The following is a 26630-nucleotide window of genomic DNA, read 5'->3' as shown; positions in this document are numbered from 1 at the left end:
CCTTTTCGGATTACACATTTTGTATGTGAAACAGCTTCTGAATGTCGATCGGCTTCTTTTCGGCAACCGAGCGCCACATCCCCTCACCAACCGCGATAGAGTAAGCTCCTGCTTCGGCACCGGCTAAAATATCATAGGGGCGAAGCGGGTCTTTTCCTAAAAAAAGATCCTCAAGCAATAGCGGATCTCCCCCGCCGTGTCCGCCCTCGTTTTTGACAACTTGTATTGTCTGCTTTGATTCAAAAAGCGGATAATATTCAATTGTTTGCTCAGGAAATGCAAATGGAATTCTGGAAGGCTCGTGAAATTCATTAGATTCGATACGCCCTTTTGTCCCGTTGATTGTCAGCCGGTAGCCTTCATACGGAGCGGAAAATATGATCGAGTAGCTCAAAAGCGCGCCGCCGTCGTATTTGACAGTCGCGACGTACGTGTCCTCGATGTCAATCTCCTTGTCAAAAATACACGCGTCAGGCCTGTATGCTGTATACAAGCTGGACTGGTCTCCCGCTTGGAGATGATCATCTTTTACAGAAGCAGCGGACGAGCGGGGATGCCATCTTGAATAGTAATGGCATTTTTCTTTGACCCGGCATGTTCCGCAAAAACGCCCGTCTTCTTCCGGCAGCGGATTCCACTCACTGTCTGGGCCATAGTAATTCAAGGCGCCATAAGCAAATACCTCCGCCGGATTTTGCCCAAGCCACCAATTGACGAGATCGAAGTGATGTGTTGATTTATGAACAGAAAGGCCGCCGGAAAATAGCCTCGACCGGTTCCAGCGTTTAAAATAGCTGGCGCCATGATACGTATCAATATACCAATTCAAATCAACAGAGGTTACCCTGCCTATTTTTCCTTTCAGTATCATTTCTTTTATTTTCCGATGAAACGGGCTGTAGCGGTAATTAAACGCGACGGTGACTTTTCCTTTGCTCTTCGCCTCTGCCTCAAGCACCCGGTTCGCATCCCGCACCGTCGTCACCATTGGTTTTTCTGTAATCACATCCGTATCCCACTGAAGGCTTCTTAAGATGTAAGTGACATGTGTGTCATCCCTGCCAGTCACAATGACGATATCAGGCTTTGAAACACGCATCATCTCATCAAAAGCGTCTTCGTTGTACTCCGGCACGTGGACAAGCTCCGGAAACCTCTTCTTACAAACGGCAAAACGTTTTGGATCGGCATCCAGCAATCCCGTAATCTCATATTGTGTTGAAAACCGATCCATCAGCGGTTTGATAAACATACTGAGAGCTCTGCTACTCAATCCGCAAATGACAATGTTCTTCAATGTTCTCACCTCTATCGCGCTTCAGTTAGTTGGGAAATCAGCTGCAGCGCTTCCTCTGTTTTTTTAGCGTACACAGGGATAAACGCCGCCATATTGCGATTCAATCGAAAAGAATAGCCGTTCAGCTGTTTTTCCCCTTTTTCGATCTGAACGGCATAGACTGTTTTTTCTCCCGTTTTTTGATCAACAGTTGTATAGGGAGATGTTTTGTCAGGTGGCAATCCGTCTAACGGCTGAAAATTGTCCGGATCATCGTACGCTTGAAACATGTCTTCAGGCACGATGAAAACATCTCCCTCATGAGCGGTGATTTCCGTCAGCAGTTTTTCCGGAATCACCGGAAAGATATCAACCTTCCCGGCCTTCTGCTCAGCGGCCTCTTTTATGTGTTCCTGTACATCTTCCTGCATATCGGAAAAGAGGATGACATGCATTCCGTCCGGCCTGCTTGAGCATGATGCCAAAAAGAGCACTGAGACGATCACACACAAAGCCGTACGTAGAGTTGTTGTCATTTCCCCTCCGACCTAAAAAGAGTCTCCAACTCTGTCATGGCCAAAATAAACGCGCCTGCCCCGTGCAGGTCGTTTGTGCTTCTTTCGCGGCTGACATAATAGTCATAGAAACCGGCCGATGTTCCGACACATATATCTTTGACGAGAAACGCACCGTCTACTGTTGTTTCGGTTTTCTGCTGAATCAAACCTTGATACGCTTTGAACAGTGTTGTTTTGTAAGCTCTGTCTAGATAGCCTTTATTGATTCCTTTCGCGATTGCGTACATGTACAGGCAGGACCCTGAGCTTTCCAGCCAGTTGTCAGACCTGTCACCCTTGTCAACGATCTGGTACCATAATCCGGTCTCCTTGTCTTGATAGCGGCAAATGCTTTCTATCATGTCTTGCAGCGTTTTTTCCCACACGTGACGGTTTGGATGCTTTTTCGGCAGCTCTTCAATCATGTCGGCGAGAGACATTACGTACCAGCCGATGGAACGCGCCCAAAATTCCGGTGAACAGCCTGTCTCTTCATTGGCCCAAGGCATTTTTCTCGCTTCGTCCCAAGCGTGATAATAGAGTCCGGTTTTGGAATCTTTCGTATGCTTTCTCATCAGCGACTCCTGAAGCACGACCTGATCAAACAGCTCCCGTTCCTGCTTCAGATTGGCGTATTTCAGCGCGAACGGCCCGCCCATGTATAAACCGTCAAGCCACATTTGGTAAGGATAGCCGTCCTTGTGCCAAAAGCCGTCCTCTGACGTCCGGTTCAGCGTTCCATACAAGCCGCGCAGCCTTTTTGCCGCTTTGACATACCGCTCATCCTTCGTCGTTTCGTATAATGGAAAAAGAATAAGACCCGCTTGAATGGCGTCCAGCTCGTCTCTTCTAAATAATAGATTGCCATAATCATCGATTAAGAGATCTGCATAAGCCTTCACATACTCAAAGTACCGTTTTTGCCCGGTTGCTTCCCACAGCCGCAATACACCGCATAAGAAAACACCCTGATGGTAGTGCCAGCGGTTTGCTGGCGGCAGCTCCTCCACTGTGTACGTATCCATAATGGTTTTTGCCAATGCCTCCGCATACGTAAGAGGCGATTTTACAGCGATTGATTGATCCATGGTCCCATCCCTTTCTTAATAGATTCCTTCCTCGCCAAACTTCTTCGCCAAACGATTTGCAAGCATGACCAAAATCAGCCCGACTGCCGCTTTAAATACGCCGACTGCTGTACTGTAGCTGAATTGGCCCTGTTTCAGCCCCGCAGTATAAACGTACGTGTCAAAAATTTCCGCCACTTCCCTGTTTGTCGCGTTTAACAGTAAATACACATGCTCGAAGCCAAGCTCCAGTGTGTCCCCGATTTTTAAAATCAGCAAAACGACGATGACGCTTTTAATGGCGGGCAGTGTAATATGCCACATTTGCCGCAGCCGTCCCGCTCCATCCATTTTCGCCGCTTCATACAGCTGTGGGTCTACCGCTGTAATGGCCGCCAGATAAATGATCGTCGACCACCCCGCTTCTCTCCAAATGACCTGCAGAATATACAAGGGCCGGAACCATTCTTCATTCAGCAGAAAATTGATTTTTTCGCCGCCAAAAAACACAATCAGTTCATTAATCAAGCCTCCGTCTACCGTCAAAAGCACAAACGAAAGCGATACAACGATAACCCAAGACATAAAATGCGGGATATAAATCAGTGTCTGAACAAATTTTTTAAAGAGAGCGATCCGCACTTCGTTTAATAGAAGCGCCAGCAGAATCGGCACCGGGAAAAATATAGCCAGGTTCAAAGCAAATAGCACGAGCGTGTTTTTTAACAGGAGAAAAAATGTAGGCTCTGTAAACAGCCTGATAAAATGCTTCAGCCCGACCCATTCGCTCCCCAAAATGCCGAGAAACGGCTGATAATCCTGAAACGCAATCACAATTCCCCACATCGGGGCATATTTGAAAAGCAAAAAATAAATACAACCCGGCAAAATCATCAAATACAAATATTTCTGCTGGACCAGCTTATTTAGTAAGCGCTTTCTTTTTTCTTTTTTTAAAATGACTGCATCAACAGCCGGCACTTGCGCTTCTGCTGTTTTCATCTTTTCCAAAACCTCCTTTCACGGGTTCTTGCATTCACTGTAGCGCAGCAGGCAAAAGTCCGTCTACAATCATAACATCACATCCTGCCTAATCCCTTTATAATCAAGGGTTCAGCCGTTCCACCTGAAAAAAAGACACCGATATTAGAAAATGATTATTGACAATATCTATCAATCTTTGGATTAATTGTATTAAGATAAAAGTGGATGTTTGAAATGGGGGGTTTTATGAAAAGAAGCCAATACAAGTTTTATAACAAACTCATCACGTTTTTCTGTCTGCTCAGCACCATTCCTGTCATTCTAGTTGGATTGTTTTCGTACGAGCATTCTCAGAAAACGGCTATCTCCAATGTATCGGAGGAAAAACTCGACACACTCCAGCAGACCCAGCAAAGCATCGAACATATATTAAAAACCGTCGATCACTCTTTAACCCACTATGTGAGTTCGCCGCCTCTCCTTCGCACACTGTCCGAGCCTTTGCACTCTGACCAATTTCAAATCTATAACCAAGTGAACCAAGAGCTCAACTACCTGCAAAGCTTCGATACCGACCTGTCCAACATGACGCTAGTCAGCTATATGAAAAAATGGTACATGAACAATTCCGGCTTATACCGTTTGAATACAAACTCTCTTCACGAAGCAGCCGCAGCATATACAACACACAAAGCAAGCCGCTCGTATTGGACGCTTGAAGAAAACAATCATTTGATTTCGACAAAAGAAGGGACATCAGACAACTGCCGCTACAATATTAATTTGATTAAACAGCTTCCTCTAAACAGCACGATTACGAAGGGATTGGCCGCCGCAAGCATCCCGAGCTGTTCGCTTGTCAAAAACATGCCTGATTATTCAAACGCCAACAACCTGTTTATCATTAATGAAAAAGGCCGCATCATCCTGCATAACAACATGTCTGACATCGGCGAATCTCTTCAAAACGACGACTTTGTCCAAAAAATGCTGGCGCAGACCGCCAATAGCGGTCAGTTTGAAACCGTTATTGACCGGGTTCATTATAAAGTCACCTATCAAAAATCCGACTATAACACATGGACTTATTTCTCTCTCGTTTCCTTGCCTGAATTAAAAAAAGAAGCCAAATCAATCGGCTGGATCACGGTTACGGTATGCTTCATTTTGTTAGCGCTTTCATTATTATTCTCTTGGCTTGGCTCCCGCCATTTTTACAAACCGATCCGGCTGCTTTACGAATCTTTCGCAAAACATGGTGCCATACAAGAGAAACAGCCGCCTCAAAATGAATTTGAGTTAATCGAGCAGAGCTTTAAGCAGCTAAAGGACAGAAATGACGATCTTGAAGAAACGATGAAACAGCAGGCAACTCATCTGCAGCACTATTTTATGGTCAGGCTCATGCTTGGAAAACTGACGGATGAGGAGGTCTATAATCGTTTTGAAAGCCTCGGTTTAAAGCAAAATTGGCGGCATCTCGCCCTGCTCGTGCTCCAAATTGATACGCTGAATCATACGCCTTATGAGAAAAAGGATATGGATCTGCTTTTGTTTGCCGTCAACAGCCTGATCGAGCGCAACATCCCGGCAGACAAACACCTTGCCCCCGCCGTCGTGGATAAACAGCAGGCAACCATTTTGATCAATCAGAGTGGAACAAAAGAAGCATTCATGGCTGAGCTGAATGAGACTGCCAGGATGATTCAAGAAAAGGCGGAAACGGAGCTGCAGCTGTCTGTCAGCATCGGCATCAGCAAGCCGTTTGATGCGCTGGCAAAGGCGAAAACAGCCTATGTGGAAGGTTCTGAGGCATTGAAATACCGGCTCAAAGCGGAAAACAAATCAATCATCTTTTATGAAGACCTCGACCAGAAAAAAACCTTCAAAACCCATTTTCCAAAACAGCTTCAGCATGAGCTGTTTGATGCCGTAAAAGCGGGGGACAAGGAGAAAGCGGACAAATGCCTGCACGCGATTTTAAAAGCGATCTTCACCCAAAACACCAATCCATACCAATTCCAAATCGCCATTGCCCGCTTTTTGAACCATGTGATTGAACTGATGCACGTACTTGGGATCGAATTGTTTGAGCTTGAAGAAAACAAAATGCTGTATGACCAAATTTTCGAGCTGAAAACGTTTGAGGATACCGAAAACTGGCTCAAGAATGAGTTCATTCATCCAATGACAGACAAAGTGAACGCCCGTGCGGGTGCCCAGTACAAAAATATTTCCGACAACATCATTCATATCATCCACCATGAGTTTGAATCTGATTTGACATTGGACGAAATCGCCCGCAGGCTTCATTACAATCCAAATTATTTAAGCAGCATTTTCAAAAAAGAGATGGGCATTTCATTCAGCGAATACGTCTCCGGCTACCGCCATCATATGGCGAAAAGCTGGCTTGCTGAAACCGACATGGCGGTGAAAGACATTGCCGAAAAGCTGAAATATAAAAACTCGCAAAATTTTATCAGATCATTTAAGAAACTGGAAGGGATAACACCTGGAACCTACCGCCAGCAAAAAAGAAGCATGTAAAAAACCCAAAACCGCTTGCGTTTTGGGTTTTTCCAGTGTTATTTTGCTTGTTTAAACGCTTCTTCGTATTCCTGAATAATTTGCTTTCCGCCGCTTGACTTCCATTTTTCCACTTCTTTATCAAACTGGGCTTCTGTGATGTCTCCAATCATATATTTATAGGTCGCGTCATCGATGATTTTCTTCAGTTCATCTCCCCGTTCCGACTCCGCAGCGGAATACAGGCTTTCAGAAGGGTTTGAGACGATGATCTTTTCATTGTCTTCGGTCAGTTCCTCGTACGCTGTCCGAAGCGGGTCCCCAGTGTTTTTTAAGTAGGCTTTATCAATGGCGATTAAGCCGGACAGCGGCTGAATATCAGTCTGCCAGTCTTTCACTTGGCTTTCTTCGCGTGTGAACGTTTTGCCCTCTCCTTTTTTGTAATGAACACCGTCAATGCCGTAAGTCATCAGACTATAGACGTCTTCCTCGGCAATTCGGTCAAAAAACGCCAAAATCCGTTTAAGCTCCGCTTCTGTTTTCACACTTGTTTTCGGAAAAGCAAATAAGCCGTTATGCCCTCCCGATGCCCATACCCGCTCTTTCCCATCCGGGCCTTTTATGCGGTTGATGATTTCAAGCTCCATCGATTTATCGGAGGCATGGTCGCGCAGATTAACCGCATCTACCATATTCCCAATGTAGATGCCGGCTTTTCCTTGAGAAAACAGCTCCTGCTGCTGGGTTTTGCTTGTGACGGGAAAATCCTTATTCATATAGCCATTGTCACGCAGTTTTTTCATGTAGTTCATCGTGTCTTTGTATTCCTGCGTCATGAAATCAGGCGTGAATTTGCCGCCTGATTCCTTCCAATCTGTCGGCATGCCTCCATACGAGCCAAGCGTTTTAAACGCGCCGTAAATTAAGTCATTGCGGTCTGTCAGCCCAAATGTATCGTCTTTCCCATTCTTATCCGGATCGTCCTCCGTAAACGCTTTGGCGACTTCATAAAGCTCATCCAGCGTTTTTGGCGTTTTCAAATTCAAATTGTCCAGCCAGTCCTTCCGAATGACGATCCCCTGTCTGGAAAGCGGACGTTGTCTGTATATCCCGTAGAGCTTGCCATCGATTGTAACGTTTTTATTAATGAGTTTGTTCATTTTGCTTAAGTTCGGGTAATCTTTGATATAATCGCCAATTTCCCAGAACATTCCTGATCTGAAAGCATTCATGACTGACGAATTTTTAATATCCTGGATGGTCACGATTTGCGGAAGATTGCCGGCTGCAAGCGCCGCATTCAGCCTGTCTTCTTTCACAGCGTCTGGAACCCAGGTGATGTCCAGTTCTGTATTTGTCAGCTTTTCAATTTCTTTAATCGCCCTGTCTTTCGGCGGCTGCTGGTGATACAAAATCGCCATCCAAGACAGCTTCACCTTTGCATCAGAGTCAGCTTTCCCTTCAGCAGAAGACTGATCAGCCCCTTTACAGCCCGCCAGCACACCGCCAAGTGCAAGTACAAGCACAATCAAAAGCACCCTCCATTTGTTTCCCATCGTACCCCTCCGTTTCATATTCTTTATCCTTTGACAGATCCCAGCAAAGCTCCTTTTGCAAAATGCTTTTGTATAAATGGATAGACAAGCAGAACCGGGATGGTTGCCACCACTATGACCGCCATTTTGATGGTTTGCTCAGGCGGCGGGCTGCCAGATCCCATTTCGGACATATCCCCCTGCATCCCGCTTGATACAATCACGATTTGGCGCAAAAGCACCTGAATCGGCCATTTTGCCGAGTCATTGAGGTACAAAATCGCCGTCATATACGTGTTCCAATACGTGACCGCATAAAATAGTGAAATCGTTGCGATCGCAGGAAGAGACAGCGGGAGCACAATTTTAAAGAAAATGCCCAGGTCATTGCACCCGTCGATTTTCGCAGACTCTTCCAAGCTTGACGGGATATTTTGAAAGAAGTTTTTGAGAATGATCAGGTTAAAGGCATTAATGGCTGTCGGCAAAATGAGCGCCCAGTATGAATCGAGCAATCCAAGCGATTTGACGACAAGGAAAGTCGGAATCATGCCGCCGCTGAAGAGCATCGTAAATACGACGAGAAACATGAGCGGCTGCCGGCCGATTAACTCACGGCGGGATAACCCGTAAGCCATCAAGGAAGAAAGAAACATGCTGACCGCAGTGCCTATCACTGTCACAAACACAGAAACAAACAAACTCTTATAAATAATGTCTGTTGAAAAAATGTAACGATAAGCATCCAGCGAAAAAGTAGACGGTATTAAAATGAATGTTTTCGACACGACTTCCTCTACTGTGGCGAAGGATGCCGCGATCACATGAATAAACGGAAGTACGCATATTAAAGCGAACATCAGCAAAAACCCGTAAATCAACATGTCAAACAAGCGATTTTTTAGTGAATGTGCGATAGCTCCCACCTCTCTTTTGTAAGCGTTATCATTCTTTGTTAAACGAGCTGCAGCATGTGACGATATCGTGTCTAAAATGTAGCAAATCTGTGATGGCCGCGTCTATAATCATTTGAACAGAGTCCCCGGCCTGGCGGGGACTCTCGTAAATGAAAGCCGATGATAAAAGAAAAAGAGCATCATCTTAGAAAATGATTATGCTCCGTTCTCTTCCTCTTCCAGAAGTTCGGCTGTATTGGTTTGAGGCGAAAAACCGAGTTCGTTGACAGCGGATTCAATCGACCATGGCCGGCCCGGGTTGTCAGAAACGGCGTAATACGTGCCGTACCGGATATTGGTTTCAATAGCGGCTTTGAAAATCGACAGCAGGTCAGAATGAGAAAGCAGTGTCTTTTTCGTCCGTTCTTTTTCATGCAGCGTATCCATTTCATTTGTGACGACTGTTCCGATTCGAAGGTTGATTACTGAAAGTTTATTTTCCAAATAAAATAAATGGCCGATCTGTTCCGAGGTCAGCTTTAATACACCGTACAAGTTTTTTGACAGCGGATAATCGCTTGTTGTAATCTCACGTCCTAAGAGCGAACGCCCGTCTTTCTCATACACATCTGTAACATGATTGCTGCTGGCGAACACGAGCTTTGGAATGCCGAGCTCCGCAGCTGCGCGGCACAAGTAATAGCTTGCCCGATAGAAAACATCCGTCATTTTCTCAAATTCATTGATGTCCATGATATCGTATTTGATATTGACAGCCAATAAATTCAAGATCACATCTGTATCTTTCGGAATCTTCTTCAACAGCTCCCCATAATTTGCCGCGTCAGCCTGAATGGAAGAGGCTGTGCCATCAAAATGATCTTTATCAAGCACTGTCACTTCATAATCTGCTCTCAGCCCTTCGACCAGCAGTCTCCCAATTACACCATTTCCGCCGGCGATCAGCACTTTTTTCACAGTGTTCACTCCCCTTTTTTATAGATTGCCCATTTTCGGCGGAGCTGACACTTTTTTTGGCACTCACATTTCTGGTTTAGTCAAAAGTCACCGGCAGCTCCTCAAGCGCCCGAAAGCCAAAAAGCGGCCGGTATTGAAATTCCGAACCAGCAAGCTTGAGGCCGGACATCCGCTGCAGGAGGATAGTCATCGCAATTTGGGCCTCTAATCGTGCCAACGAGGACCCTATGCAAACATGATGTCCCTGACCGAATGAAAGATGCCGATTAGGGCTTCTCGTTATATCGAAAACATCGGCGTTCGTAAATATGTTTGGGTCTCGATTGGCAGCCCCTAACAGAAGATAAACTTGTTCTCCTTGACGGATCGTCACCCCGCTGATGTCAATATCTTCTGAGGCAACTCTGGCTGACATTTGCGTGGGGCTCTCATAGCGTAAACATTCCTCAATTGCGTTACCGATCAGATCAGGATTTTCTTTCAGCATCATAAGCTGTTTTGGATGCTGCAGCAGACAAAGAACTGAATTGCTAATGAGATTCACCGTTGTCTCATGTCCGGCGATCGCCAGCAATATGCACGCAGATGCCGCTTCCTCTTCCGTCAGCTTATGATTTTCTGTCCCCTTCAAAAACATGCTGATCATATCCTGTTTAGGATGCCGTTTTCGCTTTTGAATCAACGCTCTAAAATATGCCGTAGCCTGCACAGCGGTATGATTGCCCTCTGTTAACGCCTTCCTTGACCGGGTAAAATCAATCGTTTGGACGAGACTTGAAGCCCATTCTTTTAATTGCTCCCTATCTTCCGCCGGCACACCTATCATGTTGGCGATGACGTAGCTCGCCAAAGGAAAAGCAAGGTCTGAAATGACCTCCATCTTTTTTTCACCTTGCACTTGATCTAGCAAATGATGGACCGTTTCATCGATATACGGGCGATAACTCTCTGTCATTCTCGGGGTAAACGCTCCGCTGGCCAGCGTCCGCAATCGCCTATGATCAGGCTGATTCTGAAACAGCATCATCTGCCTTTGCACACATTGAAGATCCTGATATTTGACTGACATCTCAGGGAGCGGGGGCCGGACTTTGAATCTGGCATCTTTCAGGATGGCTGCCGTTTCTTCATATCCTGTGACATACCAGCCCGGATATTTCAAGAAACTCCCTTTATATATAGGATGGACAGCGCGCAATGTTTCGTAAAAAGGATATGGGTTTTTCAAAAACGCAGAAGATGTAATTGTCATGTGTACCTTTCCTCTCTCTTTCAAAATAAAAAGCAATCGACATCACACCGATTGCTTGTATTGATTCTTTCAGCTTTTCGCGGTTAAACTGGCCTTCATTTCTTCGACAGACTCCACTTCAAAGCCTAGATCACTCAGCATTTTATGATCCTCCGTCTCCTCTTGGCCGGCAGTTGTTAAGTAATCTCCGACAAAAATGGAGTTAGCGGCGTAAAGCCCTAATGGCTGCAATGAGCGGAGATTGACCTCTCTACCTCCGGAAATGCGGATTTCTTTAGACGGGTTGATAAAACGGAACAGCGCCAGCACTTTTAAACAATACAGCGGGTTTAATTCGTTGACGCCTTCTAACGGTGTGCCATCAATCGCATGCAAAAAATTCACTGGAATGGAATCAGCGTCAAGGGCCTTCAAGCTTTTTGCGATATCGATGACGTCCTGTTTCGTCTCTTTCATTCCGATAATAGCGCCTGAACACGGAGACAGCCCTGATTCTTTCGCCATTTCAACCGTATTGACCCTGTCATCGTATGTATGCGAAGTCGTGATGTTTGAATGGTTTCTCTGTGACGTATTCAAATTATGATTATAGCGGTCTACTCCAGCTTCTTTCAGGCGTTTCGCCTGCTCTGGCTTTAACAGCCCGAGACACGCACAAACCTTCAGTCCATATGTCTCTTTAATTTCCTGCACCGCGTCTACGACCTGATCCACCTCTCTGTTGGATGGCCCTCTGCCGCTTGCCACGATGCAATATGTGCCGATATTCAGATCGTGCGCCCGTTTTGCGCCTTCTAGAAGCGTTTCCTTATTCACCATCCGGTAAGACTGAATCGGGGCTTTTGAAATTGAAGACTGTGAACAATAGCCGCAATTTTCCGGACAGAGTCCTGATTTCGCATTCATAATCATATTGAGCTTTACTTTTTTTCCATAAAAGTGTTTTCTGATTTGAAAAGCCCCGTGCATCAAAAGCAAGATGTCTTCATCTGGACAGTTTAATATCGAAAGCGCCTCTTCGTCGGTCACTTCCGCTCCAGCAAGCACCCGGTTTGCGAGTTCCATCCATTGATTCATTCTCATACCCCCACTTGATTCATCAATAATGATAGATTGATATGGTCTTTTACCATCTGTAGAACCGTTTCTTTCGTCACGTTGACAAGCTTTGGCGTAATCCCTAAAATCGGCACACCACATAAGCGCTCAATCATCTCAGGATTGGTTTTTTCATCATCATGAAGAGAATCACTGATTCCATTGATGACAATGCCGGCGATTGGGAGCCCCATGCTTTTTGCATATTGGACCGTTAAAAAAGTATGGTTAATGGTTCCGAGATGAGGACGTGCCACAATGATCATGGGAAGCTGCAGCGCTTTTATGACATGGCTGACTAAAAAACCCTCTCCCAGTGGCACAGAAATACCGCCCGCACCTTCTGCGATGAAGCATTCATGTGTTTCTCTTATCCGCTCCCAATGGCTTAAGACCTCTTCCATAATGACAGCCTTTCCCTCCAGCTTCCCTGCGACATATGGCGCAAGCGGCGCTTTGAAGGCAAAAGGCGTAATATCTTCATGAGAAAGACTCGTCTGTGACGTTTCTTTCAGGATACTAGTGTCACTTTCCGGATGATGCCGAGAAATACCGCTTAAAAATGGTTTAAACACCCCGACATCTCTGTTATGTTCTCGCATTAAAGCGGCGAGACCGCTGGATATAACGGTTTTCCCCACTTCTGTATCTGTTCCTGTCACAAAAAAACCTCTCAAATGATATGCAGCTCCTTTCCAATTGAATGAAATGATGTCAGCAAATGATCAATATCACTCATCCTGTGGTCAGCAGTGACGGTTAATCGGATCCGGCTTTCACCAGGCGCAACGGTCGGCGGCCGAATGGCAGGGGCATAAATCCCCTTGTCCTCCAGCTTTTCAGCAAATGTGACCGTTTTTCGGGGATCGCCGATGATCACAGGAATGATCGGCGTATGCGCCCCTTTCACCAGGTAGCCCATGTTCGTCAAACCCGTTCTGACCATGTTGATATAAGAAAATAAACGCTTCCGTTTTTCTCTGCCGGCTTCAATGATGTTAAAAGCCTCATAAGCGGCTGCACAGCTGGCTGGCGGAATAGCGGTTTGAAAAATAAATGTTCTGGCATGGTTCAGCAAGAAGTCGATGGAGACAGCTGAACCTGCGGCAAACCCTCCCTCTGTGCCAACAGCTTTGCTTAAGGTGCCAACCACAATGTCAGGACAAACGCCAAAGTATTCACTCGTTCCCCTCCCCGAATCACCTAAAACACCTGTAGCGTGGGCATCATCAACGATTACGAAGGCATGATAGCGTTTCGCAAGCGAGATGATATGATCAAGAGGGGCAATCGCGCCATCCATGCTGAAGACTCCGTCTGTCACAATAAAACGCCGCTGATAGCGCTGTGTTTCTCTCAGCTTATTTTCAAGATCGTCCATATCAATATGCGGATAAACCATTGTATCGGCCTTAGACAGACGGCAGCCATCGATGATACTTGCATGATTGAGTTCATCACTTAAAATGACATCTTCCTTCTCCGGCAATGATGAAAGGATACCGACATTGGCTAAATAACCGCTCGAGAACAGTAAAGCCGCTTCCGTCCGTTTAAAGGCGGCGATCTTTTTTTCAAGCTTTTCGTGCCAAACCGAATTGCCTGTCGTTAAACGGGAGCCGCTGCTTCCTGCCCCGAATTGCCGCAGTGCTTCTTGGGCTGCAGAGATCAAGCGGCTATGGCTTGCCAGTCCTAAATAATTGTTTGAAGACCAGACCGTTTGATTTTCTCCCTCAATGTTCCTTTCCGGAATCGGAGCCCCATCCATTGTCCGCAGGTTGCGGTATATGCCGGCTTCCTTTACTCTGTCTAACCGCTCGTTTAACCAGGCGTCAATCTTCAAGACTGGTAACCTCTTCGATCGCTTGTTTCATAATGGCAACCATTTCCGCGAGCTCTTCTGCTGTGCTGGCGAGAGGGGGCAGCAATGCAATCACGTCGCCCAGCGGCCTTGTCAGCATGCCCAATTCCCGCATTTTAAGCGAAACTTTGTAACCAACACGCCGATCAGCAGGGTAAGGCTTTTTGGTCTCCTTTGACTGAACAAGCTCTGCGCCGCACATAAAGCCCAGCTGCCGAATGTCGCCGACGTGGGGAAGAGCGTGAAGATGTTGAAGAAGGGAATGAAGCTTTTCACTTTTTTCCGCAACTTGTTCCACAATGTTTTCAGATTCAAATAACCGCAGATTTTCAAGGGCAACCGCACAGCCGAGCTGATTCCCCGTATAGGAATGACCGTGAAAAAAGGTTTTTTGGTTATCATAATCATCATAGAATGCCTTATAGATGTCTTCTGTGGCAAACGTAACGGCGATTGGCAAATAACCTCCTGTAATGCCTTTCCCGGCAGCCATCAGATCAGGCTGGACATTCTCGTGCTCGCACGCAAACATTTTCCCAGTACGGCCAAAGCCTGTTGCGACTTCATCAACAATCATTAAGACATCGTATGTTGTACAAAGCTCGCGCACGCCCGCCAAATATCCTTCAGGCATCACAATCATACCAGACGCTCCTTGAACCATTGATTCAATGGAAAGTGCGGCAATTTCCTCATGATGTTCCTCGAGTAGCTGTTCAAGCTCTCGCAGGCACTCATCACGGCACTCGTCAGGATCGCCGCTTTCAGAGCGATACACGTAAGGAATCGGCGCTTTGTAACTATCAAACATTAACGGCCCGTATACGTGGTGGAACAGTTCAATTGAACCGACACTGACGGCACCAATCGTATCACCGTGATACCCATTTTTCATGGCGATAAATGTTTGTTTCTCAGGCCTTCCGATGTTCTTCCAATATTGAAACGCCATTTTCAGGGCGATTTCCATCGCTTCTGCACCGCTGTCTGAATAAAACACTCGCGTGAGGTTTTTTGGGCTGATGTTGACTAATGTTTCGGCAAGCTGGGTTGCAGGAACGTTGGTCATGCCCAATAACGTGGAGTGCGCGATTTTTCCGAGCTGTTTTTTTATGGCGTCATCTAATTCCTTTTTGCGGTGCCCATGGACATTAAGCCAAACAGAAGAAAAACCGTCATAGTATTCCTTGCCGTTTATGTCTTTGACTTTGATTCCATTGCCGCTTTCAATGATTAAGGGATTTTCATCGTAATCTTTCATTTGGGTGAACGGCAGCCAGAGGTGTTTTTTACTGCTTTCTATCAAATCATGAATCATGGTCTTCCTCCCACTCTATCAAAATAGGCTGTTTCTCCAGTTCATGTATGTACGTGTTGACATCTTCAGAGCCATCAATAAAAAAGATGCGGCAGCCCTCTTTATTCCCGTATTCTTTCATTGCTGTAATACGCTGATAGCCCATTTTCTTGCCTGCAACGTAGCCTGTTATGTAATCGGGGTCATCTGACCAGCATAATTCTGCGACGGCTGCCGGATGCGCGCCAACCTTAGAAGCAAGTGCAAGGGCCTCTTTTATTCTTGAATGTGCCGGCACGTGATAGCGAAGCGCCCATTTTTGAAAATTAGCGTCCGGCCAATCCATTCTTGAGACCCGCACCCCTTTTCCTTTTGTTTGGTCCATCCGCTCGCCTGAGTGAATATCAAACAAAACCGCTCCACTGACACCCGACCATTCAGGGATTTGTTCATATGCTTTATCAATCACTTCTCGTGAAACACCTTCTCTTTCCAATAACAATCGGGCAAGCTTTTGTCCCTCTTGGGGGGAATTCACTTCATTTGTTTGCACTGGCAATGGCTGAATGATTTTTATCGATTCATGAACCTCTTCAAATTGAATTTGCATAAAATCGGGCTTTCCTCTTGAATGTGATAACCCTTTTTCTAATAAGGCATTGACTGTACGCTTCATCTCATGGAAAGGAATAAGCCGCTCTCCGCCGGATATATGCTTTCCGCCGGCTTCATGAGATCCATTCATAGAAGCCCTCATTCTGACACTATAAAATATTTCTTCTTGCATCTCTTCTCGCCCTTTCACTGAAAACTGAAGAACGTCTCTCACATCCCATTCTAATTGTTAACCTAATATAAAAAAAGTTAACAATTAGAATATTATTATTCCCATATGATTCTGTCAATATAGGAAATCTTCATTTTGTTTGGAGCTGGTCCTTGAAACGAGCAAAAAAAACCGTTTTACAGGAAAACGGTCCTAGCCTTAGATGTCTATTCCTCTGCGTTTTTTTCGATTTCTACACTTGATAAACAAGCCGATCCCATTTATCATCAACAGCCCAAAAACCGTATTGCCTAACGGCGCCCAGCCATTCTCACCTGTGAAAAATAAGGACAAAGCCACCTTCCCAACAAGTATCACATTCAATAGGATGAAACCATATACAAGCGACCGCTTCCAGAAAGCAGCCAAAATCAAACCGAGAAAAACCATCATGAAAGCAATTGTTAAAACAGCCGAGATCGGGCTGCCTAACAGCTTTTGCTCGAATTCCAGCACTTTTTGCATGTGCAGATCGATCTTCTTAGGTTCCGGAAACCAGACCATACTGCTCATCATCAATACAAAAATGATGATGATGCCTTTCCAGCTGCGCTGATACGCAGCATAAACCAATACGAGTAAAAAGAGGGGACGAATATACCAGCTTAATGGATTGAGATGCCGCCGGAAAGCCCAATCCAAAATGTCTTGCAATTCCATCGGTTCCACTTCCTTCGATCATATCTGCGTCTTTCTGCCAATTCCACTAAACGTCACAGCCACTTTTGCAAAAACTGCACAGCTTCATGCCTCATCACTGCCGTTTCGAAATGGCCAGAAGCGGAACGGACCACCCGATAGCAATCAGAAGCGCCCTGTCCAGCATACACAGCTGCCAATTCTTTTTCGATTTTGTTCACACCCTCAGCCGGCGTTAAACGGTCGTGTACACCCACAAGGCTAAGGTGCGGGCGCGGCGCGATCAAGCTTTGGATCTCCGAGGCAGAAAAATGCTTTGCAAGCGACGGGACGTAATAATAAAAACCATGCCGGTCAAGATTCTGCGTTTTCATCAGCACGTGATGATCTACCTGGCTGCACAAATCCACACACACCTTAATCCGGCCATCAAGCGCCGCTGTCCACCACGCCATCAACCCTCCCATAGACATGCCGATGGTCCCGATTCTGTCAGGCTGAACATCAGGGCGTGACTGCATATAATCTAACGCTCTTACACTGTCATAAATCATCATGCCCCACATCACTCTTCCGGTAAGAAGCATTTCTTTAAACATCTCGCTTTCCGTTTTTCCCCGCCGATCTCCAAAACCCCAATGATCAATCGCAAGTACGCCGTATCCGAGAGAAGTCAGTTCACGAGCGAAAGAAGGCGCTTTCAAATAATCCGCTCCTTCCATCAATTCACTTTTTCCTCTGTCATACTGGCCTCCGTGCGAATGCTGAAACAATACGGCAGGGCACGGCCCTTCTGCGGACTTCGGTTTCACAAAATAAGCGGGCACTTTTTCATGTCCGTTTAGATCGAGCAGGAGCGTTTCAATGATGTTTCCTTCTCTTTCTTCAGTACGCAATGTCTCCGTTCTGATTTCGCTCCTGTCAGGCAAATCTCCAAGCAATCGAAACAGCTGCTTTCTTCTTTCCATACTCATTCTCTCACCCTTCCTTATTCGCTTACTTCACATTTACGAGATGAATCTGGTTTCCCCTTTATTTTTCCAAAACAAATTGAATCATTTACTAAATATTCAGTAAATATAATTAAATATTCTGAAAATAACTGTTGTAACCGCTTACTTTCATGTGATAGCATCAATTTATCAAAACAGATGGGTTAACATTTTACTAAAATAGATGAGAGGGATACCTATGGTTCGGATTAAAGATATCGCTATGAAAGCTAATGTTTCCAGCGCAACTGTTTCCAGAATTTTGAACGAAGATGAGTCGCTTTCTGTGGCAGGCGAAACAAGGCAAAGGGTCATCGCTATCGCAGAAGAGCTCGGCTATCAAACGGTTGCTAAACGCCGGAAAACCCGCGGGCAAAAACAGCGGGCCCATCCGCTGATCGGCGTGCTGAGCTGTCTGCCCCTTGATCAAGAAAGGCAGGACCCTTATTTTTCCTCGATTCGCAAAGGCATTGAAAAGGAATGCTTCGAACAGGAAATTTTCATTACGAATTGGATTCATCTCGGTTCCTTTCAGGAGCATATCTTTCGTGAACTGGATGGTGTCATTGTCATCGGCCGTGTTCATGATGAAGCGGTTAAGCATATCAGCGGAAGGCTGGAGCATGCCGTATTTATCAATCATTCACCCGATCCGCAAGCATATGATTCTATCAGTATTGATTTTGAATTCGCTTCACACCAAGCAATTGATCACCTTTTCGGCCTAGGTTACAAACGGTTAGGCTACATTGGCGGACAGGAAAAAGAACATACGCTGAAGGACGGCCAAAGCATTCGCAGAGTCATTGAAGATAAACGCCTGACCGCCTTTTTAGCTTCCGCCGCCCCCCAGCCCGAGCATGTGCTGGTCGGAGAATACAGCATGCGCGAGGGTTATCGCCTGATGAAGCAAGCAATCGCTTCAGGCAATCTGCCGGACGCATTCTTTATCGCCAGTGATTCGATGGCGATCGGCGCGTTAAAAGCGCTTCAGGAAGCCGGATTGCAAGTGCCGCGCGATACAGCGATCGTCAGTTTTAATGGCATTGAAGAAGCTGAATTTGCCAGTACGCCTTTAACGACGGTGAAGGTATACACAGAGGAAATGGGCCGAACAGGCGTAAAACTGCTGCTTGACCGCCTCAATGGCCGGAAGCTTCCTCACCGCGTTACCTTGCCCACAACATTAATCGTGAGACAAAGCTGCGGATCTTCAGCTAAGGAGGTGACATAAGAACATATTCATCATGATCATAAGGAGGAACAGATGAAACACACTTTTGTTTTATTTCTCTCTCTCATTCTGCTTGTTCTGCCCGGCTGCTCAGCAGAAAAAAGCTCAGCAAATCCCGCAAAAAAGACGTTAACCATTTATTCTACAATGTCAACGGACAGCGAAAGAGCTACGTTCAGAAAACTGGCGGAAGCGTTTGAAAAGGAACACAGGGACATCCGTGTCAGTCTTCATTTCCCAGGCAATGACTATGAAAATATGATGCGTGTCAGAATGGCAGCCAATGATTTGCCTGATCTATTCGATACACATGGCTGGGGAAAAATCAGGTACGGAGAATATACAGCGGATCTCCGGGATATGGAATGGACTCAAAACCTCGATCCAAATTTAAACAGCATCCTCAAAAGTAAAAGCGGAAAGGTGTATGCTTATCCGATCAATCAGGCAAAAGACGGGCTGGCGTATAACCGCAATATGTTAGACCGTTACGGCATTAACCCGCCGGAAACCATGGATGACTTTATCAAAGCGCTGAGAACGATCAAAGAAAAGAGCAAAGGCAGCATTGTGCCCTTCTGGTTTGCCGGCTATGACAAAAGCTCATTCGCCCAATATTACGACCAATTCGCTACACCTCTTCTCATCACAGATCCTGCCCATAATGAAAAAAAACAGCTCATCAACGGCACGTTTCAATGGAGCAAATTCACTCATTTATCAGACATCCTTAAACAAATGCAGAAAGAAAAATTAATCAATATTGACGCTGTAACCGCAAAAAAATCACAGCTCATTGAATTAATGGCCCAAAACAAAATCGCCTTTACAATGCAAGGCGGCACACTTGGCCAAGACGTTGCCCAGATTAATCCGAACGTCAAGGTTGGCATTATCCCGACACCTGCCATACATGCCGGAGATGATCCGATATGGATTGGCGGTGAACGCTACACGCTTGCAGCCTGGAAAGACTCCCCTCACGTAAAGGAAGCAAAAAAATTCATCGCATTTATGGCCCGTCCCGCCAATGCCAAACAAATGGCTGAAGCCACATCGCTTCCAGCAGGGCTGACCAATGTGAAAGCTGATATTTTCTACGCCAACGACTACGAGCATTATCAAGACGTCAAAGTCGAGCCTTACTTCGACCGTTTATACTTGCCAAACGGAATGTGGGATGTCCTAGGCACGGTCGGGCAGGAGCTTGCGGCTGACATTTTGACGCCACAAGAGATTTCGAAAAAGCTGGGAAGAGAATACAAACGACTCCGGGAGCAATCGCAAACACAGGGAGCTGAAGAGCAATGAGTGAGATCGCTAGAGACGTTCATGTGAAACAGGTTAAGCCGAAAAAGCAGTCCTCCCTTTGGTGGATGTATATTCCTGCTTTGCTCTCCGTTCTGATCTTTATGATTTATCCGTTTGTGAAAGGGACATTAATCACCTTTACAAACTGGAACGGCTTTTCACAAGTCTACCAATGGGTGGGATTCGCGCAATATGAAAGGCTGTTTTCTGATCCCGACACTTGGCACATCTTAAAAAACACGCTGCTTTACGGGCTCGGCAGCACTTTTTTTCAAAATGTGGTTGGGCTCTTGTACGCTCTGCTTTTGAATCAAAGCATCAAAATGAAAGCGGTAACGAGAACATTTGTCTATTTGCCGGTGATGATCAGCCCGCTCATTATGGGCTATATTTGGTACTTTTTCTTCTCCTATGACGGAGGCGCGCTTAACGATTTGCTCGGTGTATTCGGCATCAGCCCGATCAATGCGCTCGCCAGTCCATCGCTCAACCCGTGGCTCATTGTCATGATTAACACGTATCAATATGTCGGGATTGCTATGGTTGTCTACTTAGCCGGCCTGCAAAGCATTCCGAAAGACTACTATGAAGCTGCGCAAATGGATGGCGCGAAACAAAGCCAGCAGTTTTTCAGCATTACGCTGCCGCTGTTAATGCCCTCGATCACAATTAATATGGTCATCAACATTATCGGAGGCTTAAAGCTGTTTGATGTCATTATCGCTCTTACCGCAGGCGGCCCCGGAAATGCGTCGCAATCCATGTCCACGTTTATGTATGATTTGTACTTCAAACGGCAGGATGCCGGCTATGCCGCAACACAAGGCATATTTATGGCATTTGTTATTTTGATCATCAGCTTCTGCGCGCTTGCGTACTTTAAAAGAAAGGAGACGGAAATGTCATGAATGCAGTCCGTTCAAAAAAATTGCGGATGATTACGATTCTTGCCGCCATAGTGGCCTGTGCGCATTTTATTCCTTTTTACATCCTTCTGACTACTTCATTAAAAGCAAAAGGAGACTACAGTTCAAAATGGCTGTTTCCAGCTGACATCTCCTTTCACAATTTTTCAGAAGCGTGGGAGCGCGCTTCGTTAGCAAACTCTTTTATGAACACCATCATCATCACAGGTTTTTCTGCCTTGCTGTTAATAATATTCGGCTCTCTTGCCGCCTACCCGCTTGCCCGGCGGGAAACGAAGCTGAATAGAGCCGTTTTCGTCTTGCTGATTTCCATCATGATCATCCCTCCATTAACATCGATGGTGCCTCTGTACCGAATGGTGGTGGATGCCGGAATGGTCAATACCCACGCCATCGCCATTTTGATCAATACAGCGGCTTATATGCCATTAACGGTATTCTTGTATTCTGGCTTCATCCGTTCGACCATTCCGAAAGAGCTTGAAGAAGCCGCAAGAATAGATGGCGCAGGCATGCTGAAAATCTTTTTTACGATCGTGTTTCCTCTGCTGAAGCCGATCACTGCGACCATCTGTATTATTTCCTGTGTCTTCATATGGAACGACTATCAATTTGCGATTTTCTTTTTACAAGATCAAAAGGTTCAAACATTAACAGTAGCCATGGCAGGGTTTTTCGGAGAAAACGCCAACAATCTGCATTTAGTTGCCGCAGCCGCGCTAATGGCGATGCTCCCTATGGTTATTCTGTTTTTGGCGCTGCAAAAATACTTTATTGCCGGCCTGTCATCTGGAGCAGTAAAAGGATAACACTTGAGGAGGAATCAGTATGAAAAAGATTACATTTATCGGTGCAGGGAGCACTATTTTTGCCAAAAATGTTTTGGGAGACTGCTTGTTAACAGAAGCGTTGAATGGCTTTGAATTCGCACTTTTTGACATTGATCCAAAGCGCCTGCAGGAATCCCAGCTCATGCTCGAAAATCTGAGAGACCGCTATAACCCAAGCGTGGCCATCAACAGCTACGATGACAGAAAACTCGCCTTGCAGAACGCAAGCTATGTCATCAATGCGATCCAGGTTGGAGGATATAAACCGAGCACAGTCATAGATTTCGATATTCCTAAACGATACGGGCTGCGACAGACAATCGCCGACACAGTCGGCATCGGCGGAATCTTCAGGTCACTCAGAACCATCCCGGTCTTATTTGATATCGCAAAAGATATGGAGGACATGTGCCCGGATGCGTGGTTTTTAAATTATACAAATCCAATGGCCTCACTTACAGGCGCTATGCTCCGCTATACCAATATCAAAACCATCGGGCTCTGCCACAGTGTTCAAGTGTGTACGAAGGATTTGTTCAAATCACTCGGAATGGAGCATGACGGAATCGAGGAGCGCATCGCAGGCATCAATCATATGGCTTGGCTTCTAGAGGTCAAAAAAGACGGCGCAGATCTCTACCCGGAAATCAAAAGGAGAGCGAAGGAAAAACAAAAAACAAAGCATCGTGATATGGTGCGGTTTGAATTGATGGATAAGTTCGGCTATTATGTGACGGAATCGTCCGAACACAATGCAGAGTACCATCCATACTTTATTAAGCGGAACTATCCCGAGCTGATCAGCGAGCTGCAAATCCCGCTCGACGAATATCCGAGAAGGTGCGTCAAACAGATTCAACATTGGGAGAAAATGCGGGATGATATCGTCAATAATAAAAACCTTACGCACGAACGCTCAAAGGAATATGGTTCAAGAATAATAGAAGCAATGGAAACGAACGAGCCGTTCACTTTCGGAGGAAACGTTTTGAATACGGGACTCATCACCAATCTTCCTTCCAAAGCGGTTGTGGAAGTGACATGCGTCGCCGACAGAAAAAAAATCACCCCGTGCTTCGCCGGAGAACTGCCTGAGCAGCTTGCAGCCTTAAACCGGACGAATATTAATACACAGCTGATGACAATTGAAGCCGCTGTCACACGTAAAAAAGAAGCGGTTTACCAAGCCGCAATGCTTGATCCGCATACAAGCGCGGAGCTTTCCATGAATGACATCATCTCCATGTGTGACGATTTATTCGCGGCACACGGCGATTGGATTCCGGAATATAAATAAAAAAACTAGGGGACCGTTCTCCCCTAGTTTTTTGGTTTTGTTTCGCCTTCCCAGGCCATCATGCCGCCTTCAACGTTGACGGTTTTAAAGCCCTGCTCATCCAAGTACCTGCAGACATTCATGCTGCGCATTCCTGAGCGGCAGATAAACACGTACTCTTTGTCTTTATCTAGGGAGTCCATTTTTTCAGGAATATCCCCCATGCGAATATGAACGGCTTGCGGGATCATGCCTTCCGCCACCTCTTCATCTTCTCTGACATCAATCAAATATAATTCTTCGTCCGCCTCAATTTTTTCTTTTAAAGCGGCTGTGCTGATTTCTTTTATTTCCAAAGAAAACACTCCTATTCACAATGGTCATGTTCAGTATAGCAAAGTCAGCCGGGCGATTGCTATTTAGAGACTGATGAAAAAACCCCTTTTGGCAAAGGGGATTTTTTCTCAGGCTTAGTTTGCCACAATATTGACTAGCTTGCCAGGCACCGCGATGATTTTTCGAACCGTTTTGCCTTCAAGCTGCTCTTGGACCTTTTCATCTGCTTGAGCAAGCTGTTCCAGCTGTTCTTTCGTCGCATCGGCAGGAACCTGTAATTTCGCTTTTACTTTTCCGTTCAGCTGAACAACGATTTCAACTTCATCATCCACAAGTTTTGTTTCATCATATACAGGCCAAGCTTCGTACGCAATCGTACCGGAATGGCCAAGCTTCTCCCAAAGCTCTTCCGCTAAGTGAGGCGCGATTGGCGAAAGAAGCTTTACGAAGCCTTCCATATATTCTTTTGGCAGCGCTGACGCTTTATAAGCTTCGTTAATAAAGACCATCAGCTGGGAAATACCCGTATTGAAACGAAGGCCTTCGTAATGATCTGTAACTTTCATGACCGTTTCATGATATACGCGCTCTAATGTTTCACCTGCGCCTTCAACGATCTTGCCATTAAGCTCACCGCTTTCTTCAACAAACAGGCGCCATACACGATCAAGGAAGCGGCGCGCGCCGTCTAATCCTGATTCAGACCAGGCGATTGAAGCATCAAGCGGTCCCATGAACATTTCGTACAATCTTAGTGTATCAGCGCCGTGAGAAGCAACGATTTCGTCAGGATTGACAACGTTCCCTTTAGATTTACTCATTTTTTCGTTGTTTTCGCCGAGAATCATTCCTTGGTTGTACAGCTTTTGGAACGGTTCTTTCGTCGGCACTACACCGATATCATAAAGGAACTTATGCCAGAAGCGGGCATACAGAAGGTGAAGCACGGCATGCTCTGCACCGCCTATATACATATCAACCGGAAGCCATTTTTCCAATTTCTCTGGTGATGCCAGCTGATCCGGGTTGTGCGGATCAATATAGCGCAAGAAATACCAGCAGCTTCCCGCCCATTGCGGCATTGTGTTCGTTTCTCTTCTACCTTTTTTTCCTGTCTCAGGGTCTGTGACTTCCACCCACTCTTTTATGTTCGCAAGCGGTGATTCGCCTGTTCCACTCGGTTTGATTTCATCCGTCTTCGGCAAAATCAGCGGCAGCTCCTCTTCCGGCACAGCCGTTGATGTTCCGTCTTCCCAATGAATGACCGGAATCGGCTCGCCCCAATAACGCTGGCGGCTGAAGAGCCAGTCGCGCAGACGGTACGTCACTTTCTTCTCGCCGTTTTTCGTTTCTTCCAGCCAAGCGATTATTTTTTCAATCGCTTCCTGCTTGTTAAGGCCGTTCAGAAAATCAGAGTTCACATGCTCGCCGTCGCCAGTGTACGCTGCTTCCTCAACATTTCCGCCTTTCACAACTTCCTTCACTGGAAGGCCGAACGTTTTGGCGAATTCAAAATCACGCTCATCGTGCCCAGGAACTGCCATAACAGCACCTGTTCCGTAAGACGCAAGAACGTAATCGGCAATCCAGATCGGCAATTTTTCTCCGTTTACAGGATTGATCGCATAAGCTCCCGTGAAAACGCCTGTCTTTGTTTTCGCAAGATCAGTTCTCTCCAAATCACTTTTTGATTGAATGTCTTTGACATATGCTTCGACAGCTTCTTTTTGATCAGCCGTTGTGATGGTTTCCACCAACGCGTGTTCCGGGGCAAGCACAGTGTATGTAGCACCAAACAGCGTATCTGGTCTAGTCGTAAACACCGTAAAGGACTCATCATGTCCATCTACAGCAAAATGAACGTGCGCGCCTTCTGAACGGCCGATCCAGTTGCGCTGCATATCTTTGATGCTTTCCGGCCAATCAAGCTCTTCCAAGTCTTCAAGAAGCCTGTCCGCATAAGCGGTAATTTTCAGCATCCACTGCTTCATCGGCCGTCTCTCTACCGGGTGGCCTCCTCGCTCGCTCTTGCCGTCAATGACTTCTTCGTTGGCAAGAACCGTACCGAGGGCAGGACACCAGTTAACAGGCACTTCGTCAACGTAAGCAAGGCCTTTTTCGTACAGCTTTAAGAAAATCCATTGTGTCCATTTATAGTATTCAGGATCAGTCGTATTGATTTCACGATCCCAGTCATATGAGAAACCAAGCGACTGAATTTGGCGGCGGAAATTATCGATATTCTGCTTCGTAAATACAGCGGGATCGTTCCCTGTGTCGAGCGCGTACTGTTCAGCCGGCAAGCCGAATGCGTCCCAGCCCATTGGATGAAGGACATCATAGCCCTGCATGCGCTTCAGACGGGACAGGATATCCGTGGCTGTATAACCTTCAGGATGGCCGACGTGCAAACCCGCTCCAGACGGATAAGGAAACATGTCCAGCGCGTAAAATTTTTGTTTTTCATTATGATCAAGAGTGGCAAATGTTTTGTTTTCAAGCCAGTATGTCTGCCATTTCTTTTCTATCTCTTTGTGCTGAAAACTCAAAGTAAAAACCTCCTTCTGATTGAATACGGCGTTTATGGTTCAAGTATTGACGGGAAGGAGAGAATTATATTCAGAATATTCCCAAACTAAAAAAAACTCCCTCATCCCTAAAAGGGACGAGAGACTTTCGTTTTCCCGCGGTACCACCCTCGTTAGCGCGGCATGCGCCGCACTCACTTGATACTTTTAACGCAGTTATGCGTCAGCGGCTTTTCACCGCTGCAACTCTGAGGTGAGTTCGGAAACAAATTTGATTGACTTTCACCAGCCGTCAACTCTCTGCAACAATATCTGCTTCTTACTGCTCCTCTTCATTGTTCTTATCGCAACCGTAATCTTAACTGTATTTTATAGAATTCTGTTCATAAGTGCAAGCAGGTT

The 26630-nt window shown here is 46.0% G+C and carries 23 protein-coding genes and 1 other annotated feature; of the genes, 6 read left to right on the top strand and 17 right to left on the bottom strand.

Features of this window, described 5'->3' with window-relative positions; translation table 11 throughout:
• Positions 1-10: 10 nt before the first annotated feature.
• The 4 genes from BV11031_RS02760 to rmgP are packed head-to-tail and all read right to left on the bottom strand — an operon-like array spanning position 11 to position 3902.
• On the bottom strand, positions 11-1297 hold the full coding sequence (locus BV11031_RS02760; RefSeq protein WP_010329559.1) for a Gfo/Idh/MocA family protein: 1287 nt from the start codon (positions 1295-1297) through the stop codon (positions 11-13).
• 11 nt (positions 1298-1308) lie between these two features.
• A complete protein-coding gene (locus tag BV11031_RS02755; protein WP_010329558.1) occupies positions 1309-1812 on the bottom strand; it encodes a type 2 periplasmic-binding domain-containing protein in 504 nt (167 codons plus the stop codon).
• Positions 1809-2921 carry an unsaturated rhamnogalacturonyl hydrolase gene (gene rmgQ, locus BV11031_RS02750; protein ID WP_010329557.1) on the bottom strand — a complete coding sequence of 371 codons (1113 nt, stop codon included), beginning with the start codon at positions 2919-2921 and terminating at the stop codon, positions 1809-1811. The genes BV11031_RS02755 and rmgQ overlap by 4 nt, the downstream gene beginning before the upstream one ends.
• 15 nt (positions 2922-2936) lie before the next feature.
• A complete protein-coding gene (gene rmgP, locus BV11031_RS02745) occupies positions 2937-3902 on the bottom strand; it encodes a polygalacturonan/rhamnogalacturonan ABC transporter permease (RefSeq protein WP_010329556.1) in 966 nt (321 codons plus the stop codon).
• Positions 3903-4118: 216 nt separating this feature from the next.
• On the opposite strand from rmgP, the gene BV11031_RS02740 reads away from it, so the two are divergent.
• A complete protein-coding gene (locus BV11031_RS02740; RefSeq protein ID WP_010329555.1) occupies positions 4119-6434 on the top strand; it encodes a helix-turn-helix domain-containing protein in 2316 nt (771 codons plus the stop codon).
• Between the two features lie 38 nt (positions 6435-6472).
• Here BV11031_RS02740 and BV11031_RS02735 read toward each other — a convergent pair whose 3' ends face one another.
• The 11 genes from BV11031_RS02735 to BV11031_RS02685 form a co-directional block, all read right to left on the bottom strand.
• On the bottom strand, positions 6473-7969 hold the full coding sequence (locus BV11031_RS02735) for an extracellular solute-binding protein (protein ID WP_010329554.1): 1497 nt from the start codon (positions 7967-7969) through the stop codon (positions 6473-6475).
• Between the two features lie 23 nt (positions 7970-7992).
• Positions 7993-8832 (bottom strand): carbohydrate ABC transporter permease, encoded by an 840-nt coding sequence (locus BV11031_RS02730; RefSeq protein ID WP_082246344.1) that lies wholly within the window; start codon positions 8830-8832, stop codon positions 7993-7995.
• Positions 8833-9060: 228 nt separating this feature from the next.
• Entirely contained in the window at positions 9061-9822 is a 762-nt protein-coding gene (locus BV11031_RS02725; RefSeq protein WP_010329552.1) for an NAD-dependent epimerase/dehydratase family protein, read from the bottom strand.
• Between the two features lie 76 nt (positions 9823-9898).
• Complete coding sequence (gene bioI, locus BV11031_RS02720) at positions 9899-11074, bottom strand: biotin biosynthesis cytochrome P450 (protein ID WP_010329551.1); 1176 nt, start codon at positions 11072-11074, stop codon at positions 9899-9901.
• 69 nt (positions 11075-11143) lie between these two features.
• Positions 11144-12151: a biotin synthase BioB gene (gene bioB / locus BV11031_RS02715; RefSeq protein WP_010329550.1), complete on the bottom strand. Its 1008-nt coding sequence runs from the start codon at positions 12149-12151 to the stop codon at positions 11144-11146.
• 2 nt (positions 12152-12153) lie between these two features.
• Positions 12154-12849 carry a dethiobiotin synthase gene (bioD, locus tag BV11031_RS02710; protein ID WP_010329549.1) on the bottom strand — a complete coding sequence of 232 codons (696 nt, stop codon included), beginning with the start codon at positions 12847-12849 and terminating at the stop codon, positions 12154-12156.
• Complete coding sequence (bioF, locus tag BV11031_RS02705; protein WP_010329548.1) at positions 12846-14015, bottom strand: 8-amino-7-oxononanoate synthase; 1170 nt, start codon at positions 14013-14015, stop codon at positions 12846-12848. The genes bioD and bioF overlap by 4 nt, the downstream gene beginning before the upstream one ends.
• Positions 14005-15351: an adenosylmethionine--8-amino-7-oxononanoate transaminase gene (gene bioA, locus BV11031_RS02700; protein WP_129550678.1), complete on the bottom strand. Its 1347-nt coding sequence runs from the start codon at positions 15349-15351 to the stop codon at positions 14005-14007. The genes bioF and bioA overlap by 11 nt, the downstream gene beginning before the upstream one ends.
• A complete protein-coding gene (bioW, locus tag BV11031_RS02695; RefSeq protein WP_010329547.1) occupies positions 15341-16117 on the bottom strand; it encodes a 6-carboxyhexanoate--CoA ligase in 777 nt (258 codons plus the stop codon). The genes bioA and bioW overlap by 11 nt, the downstream gene beginning before the upstream one ends.
• Before the next feature lie 198 nt (positions 16118-16315).
• Positions 16316-16816, bottom strand: coding sequence for a hypothetical protein (locus BV11031_RS02690; RefSeq protein WP_010329546.1), 501 nt, complete (start codon positions 16814-16816; stop codon positions 16316-16318).
• Between the two features lie 53 nt (positions 16817-16869).
• A complete protein-coding gene (locus BV11031_RS02685) occupies positions 16870-17769 on the bottom strand; it encodes a dienelactone hydrolase family protein (RefSeq protein ID WP_010329545.1) in 900 nt (299 codons plus the stop codon).
• Between the two features lie 217 nt (positions 17770-17986).
• Between BV11031_RS02685 and BV11031_RS02680 the strand changes: the two genes are divergently transcribed.
• Genes BV11031_RS02680 through melA form a run of 5 tightly spaced genes read left to right on the top strand, consistent with a single transcriptional unit; the run spans position 17987 to position 23385 of the window.
• Positions 17987-19021 carry a LacI family DNA-binding transcriptional regulator gene (locus BV11031_RS02680; protein ID WP_010329544.1) on the top strand — a complete coding sequence of 345 codons (1035 nt, stop codon included), beginning with the start codon at positions 17987-17989 and terminating at the stop codon, positions 19019-19021.
• Between the two features lie 33 nt (positions 19022-19054).
• On the top strand, positions 19055-20332 hold the full coding sequence (locus tag BV11031_RS02675) for an ABC transporter substrate-binding protein (protein WP_010329543.1): 1278 nt from the start codon (positions 19055-19057) through the stop codon (positions 20330-20332).
• The gene (locus BV11031_RS02670; protein WP_010329542.1) at positions 20329-21240 is read left to right on the top strand and encodes a carbohydrate ABC transporter permease; all 912 of its coding nucleotides are present in this window, start codon (positions 20329-20331) and stop codon (positions 21238-21240) included. Before BV11031_RS02675 ends, BV11031_RS02670 begins: the two co-directional genes overlap by 4 nt.
• Entirely contained in the window at positions 21237-22067 is an 831-nt protein-coding gene (locus BV11031_RS02665) for a carbohydrate ABC transporter permease (protein ID WP_010329541.1), read from the top strand. Before BV11031_RS02670 ends, BV11031_RS02665 begins: the two co-directional genes overlap by 4 nt.
• A 19-nt stretch (positions 22068-22086) precedes the next feature.
• Entirely contained in the window at positions 22087-23385 is a 1299-nt protein-coding gene (gene melA, locus BV11031_RS02660) for an alpha-galactosidase MelA (RefSeq protein ID WP_010329540.1), read from the top strand.
• 23 nt (positions 23386-23408) lie between these two features.
• On the opposite strand, the gene BV11031_RS02655 is transcribed toward melA, so the two are convergent.
• On the bottom strand, positions 23409-23720 hold the full coding sequence (locus tag BV11031_RS02655) for a rhodanese-like domain-containing protein (RefSeq protein WP_010329539.1): 312 nt from the start codon (positions 23718-23720) through the stop codon (positions 23409-23411).
• 114 nt (positions 23721-23834) lie between these two features.
• Positions 23835-26249 carry a leucine--tRNA ligase gene (gene leuS, locus BV11031_RS02650; RefSeq protein ID WP_010329538.1) on the bottom strand — a complete coding sequence of 805 codons (2415 nt, stop codon included), beginning with the start codon at positions 26247-26249 and terminating at the stop codon, positions 23835-23837.
• 109 nt (positions 26250-26358) lie between these two features.
• Positions 26359-26573: a binding site (T-box leader), on the bottom strand.
• Positions 26574-26630: the final 57 nt, after the last annotated feature.

Origin of the sequence: Bacillus vallismortis, from assembly GCF_004116955.1 — a bacterium.
Taxonomy (GTDB): domain Bacteria; phylum Bacillota; class Bacilli; order Bacillales; family Bacillaceae; genus Bacillus; species Bacillus vallismortis.
The sequence above is the reverse complement of the archived record's forward strand: the minus strand, read 5'-3'. Positions and strand labels throughout refer to the sequence as shown.

What these genes read in the sequence shown, in the direction of transcription:
- bioA (WP_129550678.1), bottom strand. Translation starts at nt 15,351, where the DNA reads ATGATTCATGATTTGATAGAAAGCAGTAAAAAACACCTCTGGCTGCCG.
- bioI (WP_010329551.1), bottom strand. Translation starts at nt 11,074, where the DNA reads ATGACAATTACATCTTCTGCGTTTTTGAAAAACCCATATCCTTTTTAC.
- BV11031_RS02755 (WP_010329558.1), bottom strand. Translation starts at nt 1,812, where the DNA reads ATGACAACAACTCTACGTACGGCTTTGTGTGTGATCGTCTCAGTGCTC.
- BV11031_RS02690 (WP_010329546.1), bottom strand. Translation starts at nt 16,816, where the DNA reads ATGGAATTGCAAGACATTTTGGATTGGGCTTTCCGGCGGCATCTCAAT.
- BV11031_RS02735 (WP_010329554.1), bottom strand. Translation starts at nt 7,969, where the DNA reads ATGGGAAACAAATGGAGGGTGCTTTTGATTGTGCTTGTACTTGCACTT.
- BV11031_RS02740 (WP_010329555.1), top strand. Translation starts at nt 4,119, where the DNA reads ATGGGGGGTTTTATGAAAAGAAGCCAATACAAGTTTTATAACAAACTC.
- BV11031_RS02730 (WP_082246344.1), bottom strand. Translation starts at nt 8,832, where the DNA reads ATGTTGATTTACGGGTTTTTGCTGATGTTCGCTTTAATATGCGTACTT.
- BV11031_RS02680 (WP_010329544.1), top strand. Translation starts at nt 17,987, where the DNA reads ATGGTTCGGATTAAAGATATCGCTATGAAAGCTAATGTTTCCAGCGCA.
- BV11031_RS02670 (WP_010329542.1), top strand. Translation starts at nt 20,329, where the DNA reads ATGAGTGAGATCGCTAGAGACGTTCATGTGAAACAGGTTAAGCCGAAA.
- melA (WP_010329540.1), top strand. Translation starts at nt 22,087, where the DNA reads ATGAAAAAGATTACATTTATCGGTGCAGGGAGCACTATTTTTGCCAAA.
- rmgQ (WP_010329557.1), bottom strand. Translation starts at nt 2,921, where the DNA reads ATGGATCAATCAATCGCTGTAAAATCGCCTCTTACGTATGCGGAGGCA.
- BV11031_RS02675 (WP_010329543.1), top strand. Translation starts at nt 19,055, where the DNA reads ATGAAACACACTTTTGTTTTATTTCTCTCTCTCATTCTGCTTGTTCTG.
- BV11031_RS02685 (WP_010329545.1), bottom strand. Translation starts at nt 17,769, where the DNA reads ATGAGTATGGAAAGAAGAAAGCAGCTGTTTCGATTGCTTGGAGATTTG.
- BV11031_RS02665 (WP_010329541.1), top strand. Translation starts at nt 21,237, where the DNA reads ATGAATGCAGTCCGTTCAAAAAAATTGCGGATGATTACGATTCTTGCC.
- bioW (WP_010329547.1), bottom strand. Translation starts at nt 16,117, where the DNA reads ATGCAAGAAGAAATATTTTATAGTGTCAGAATGAGGGCTTCTATGAAT.
- rmgP (WP_010329556.1), bottom strand. Translation starts at nt 3,902, where the DNA reads ATGAAAACAGCAGAAGCGCAAGTGCCGGCTGTTGATGCAGTCATTTTA.
- bioB (WP_010329550.1), bottom strand. Translation starts at nt 12,151, where the DNA reads ATGAATCAATGGATGGAACTCGCAAACCGGGTGCTTGCTGGAGCGGAA.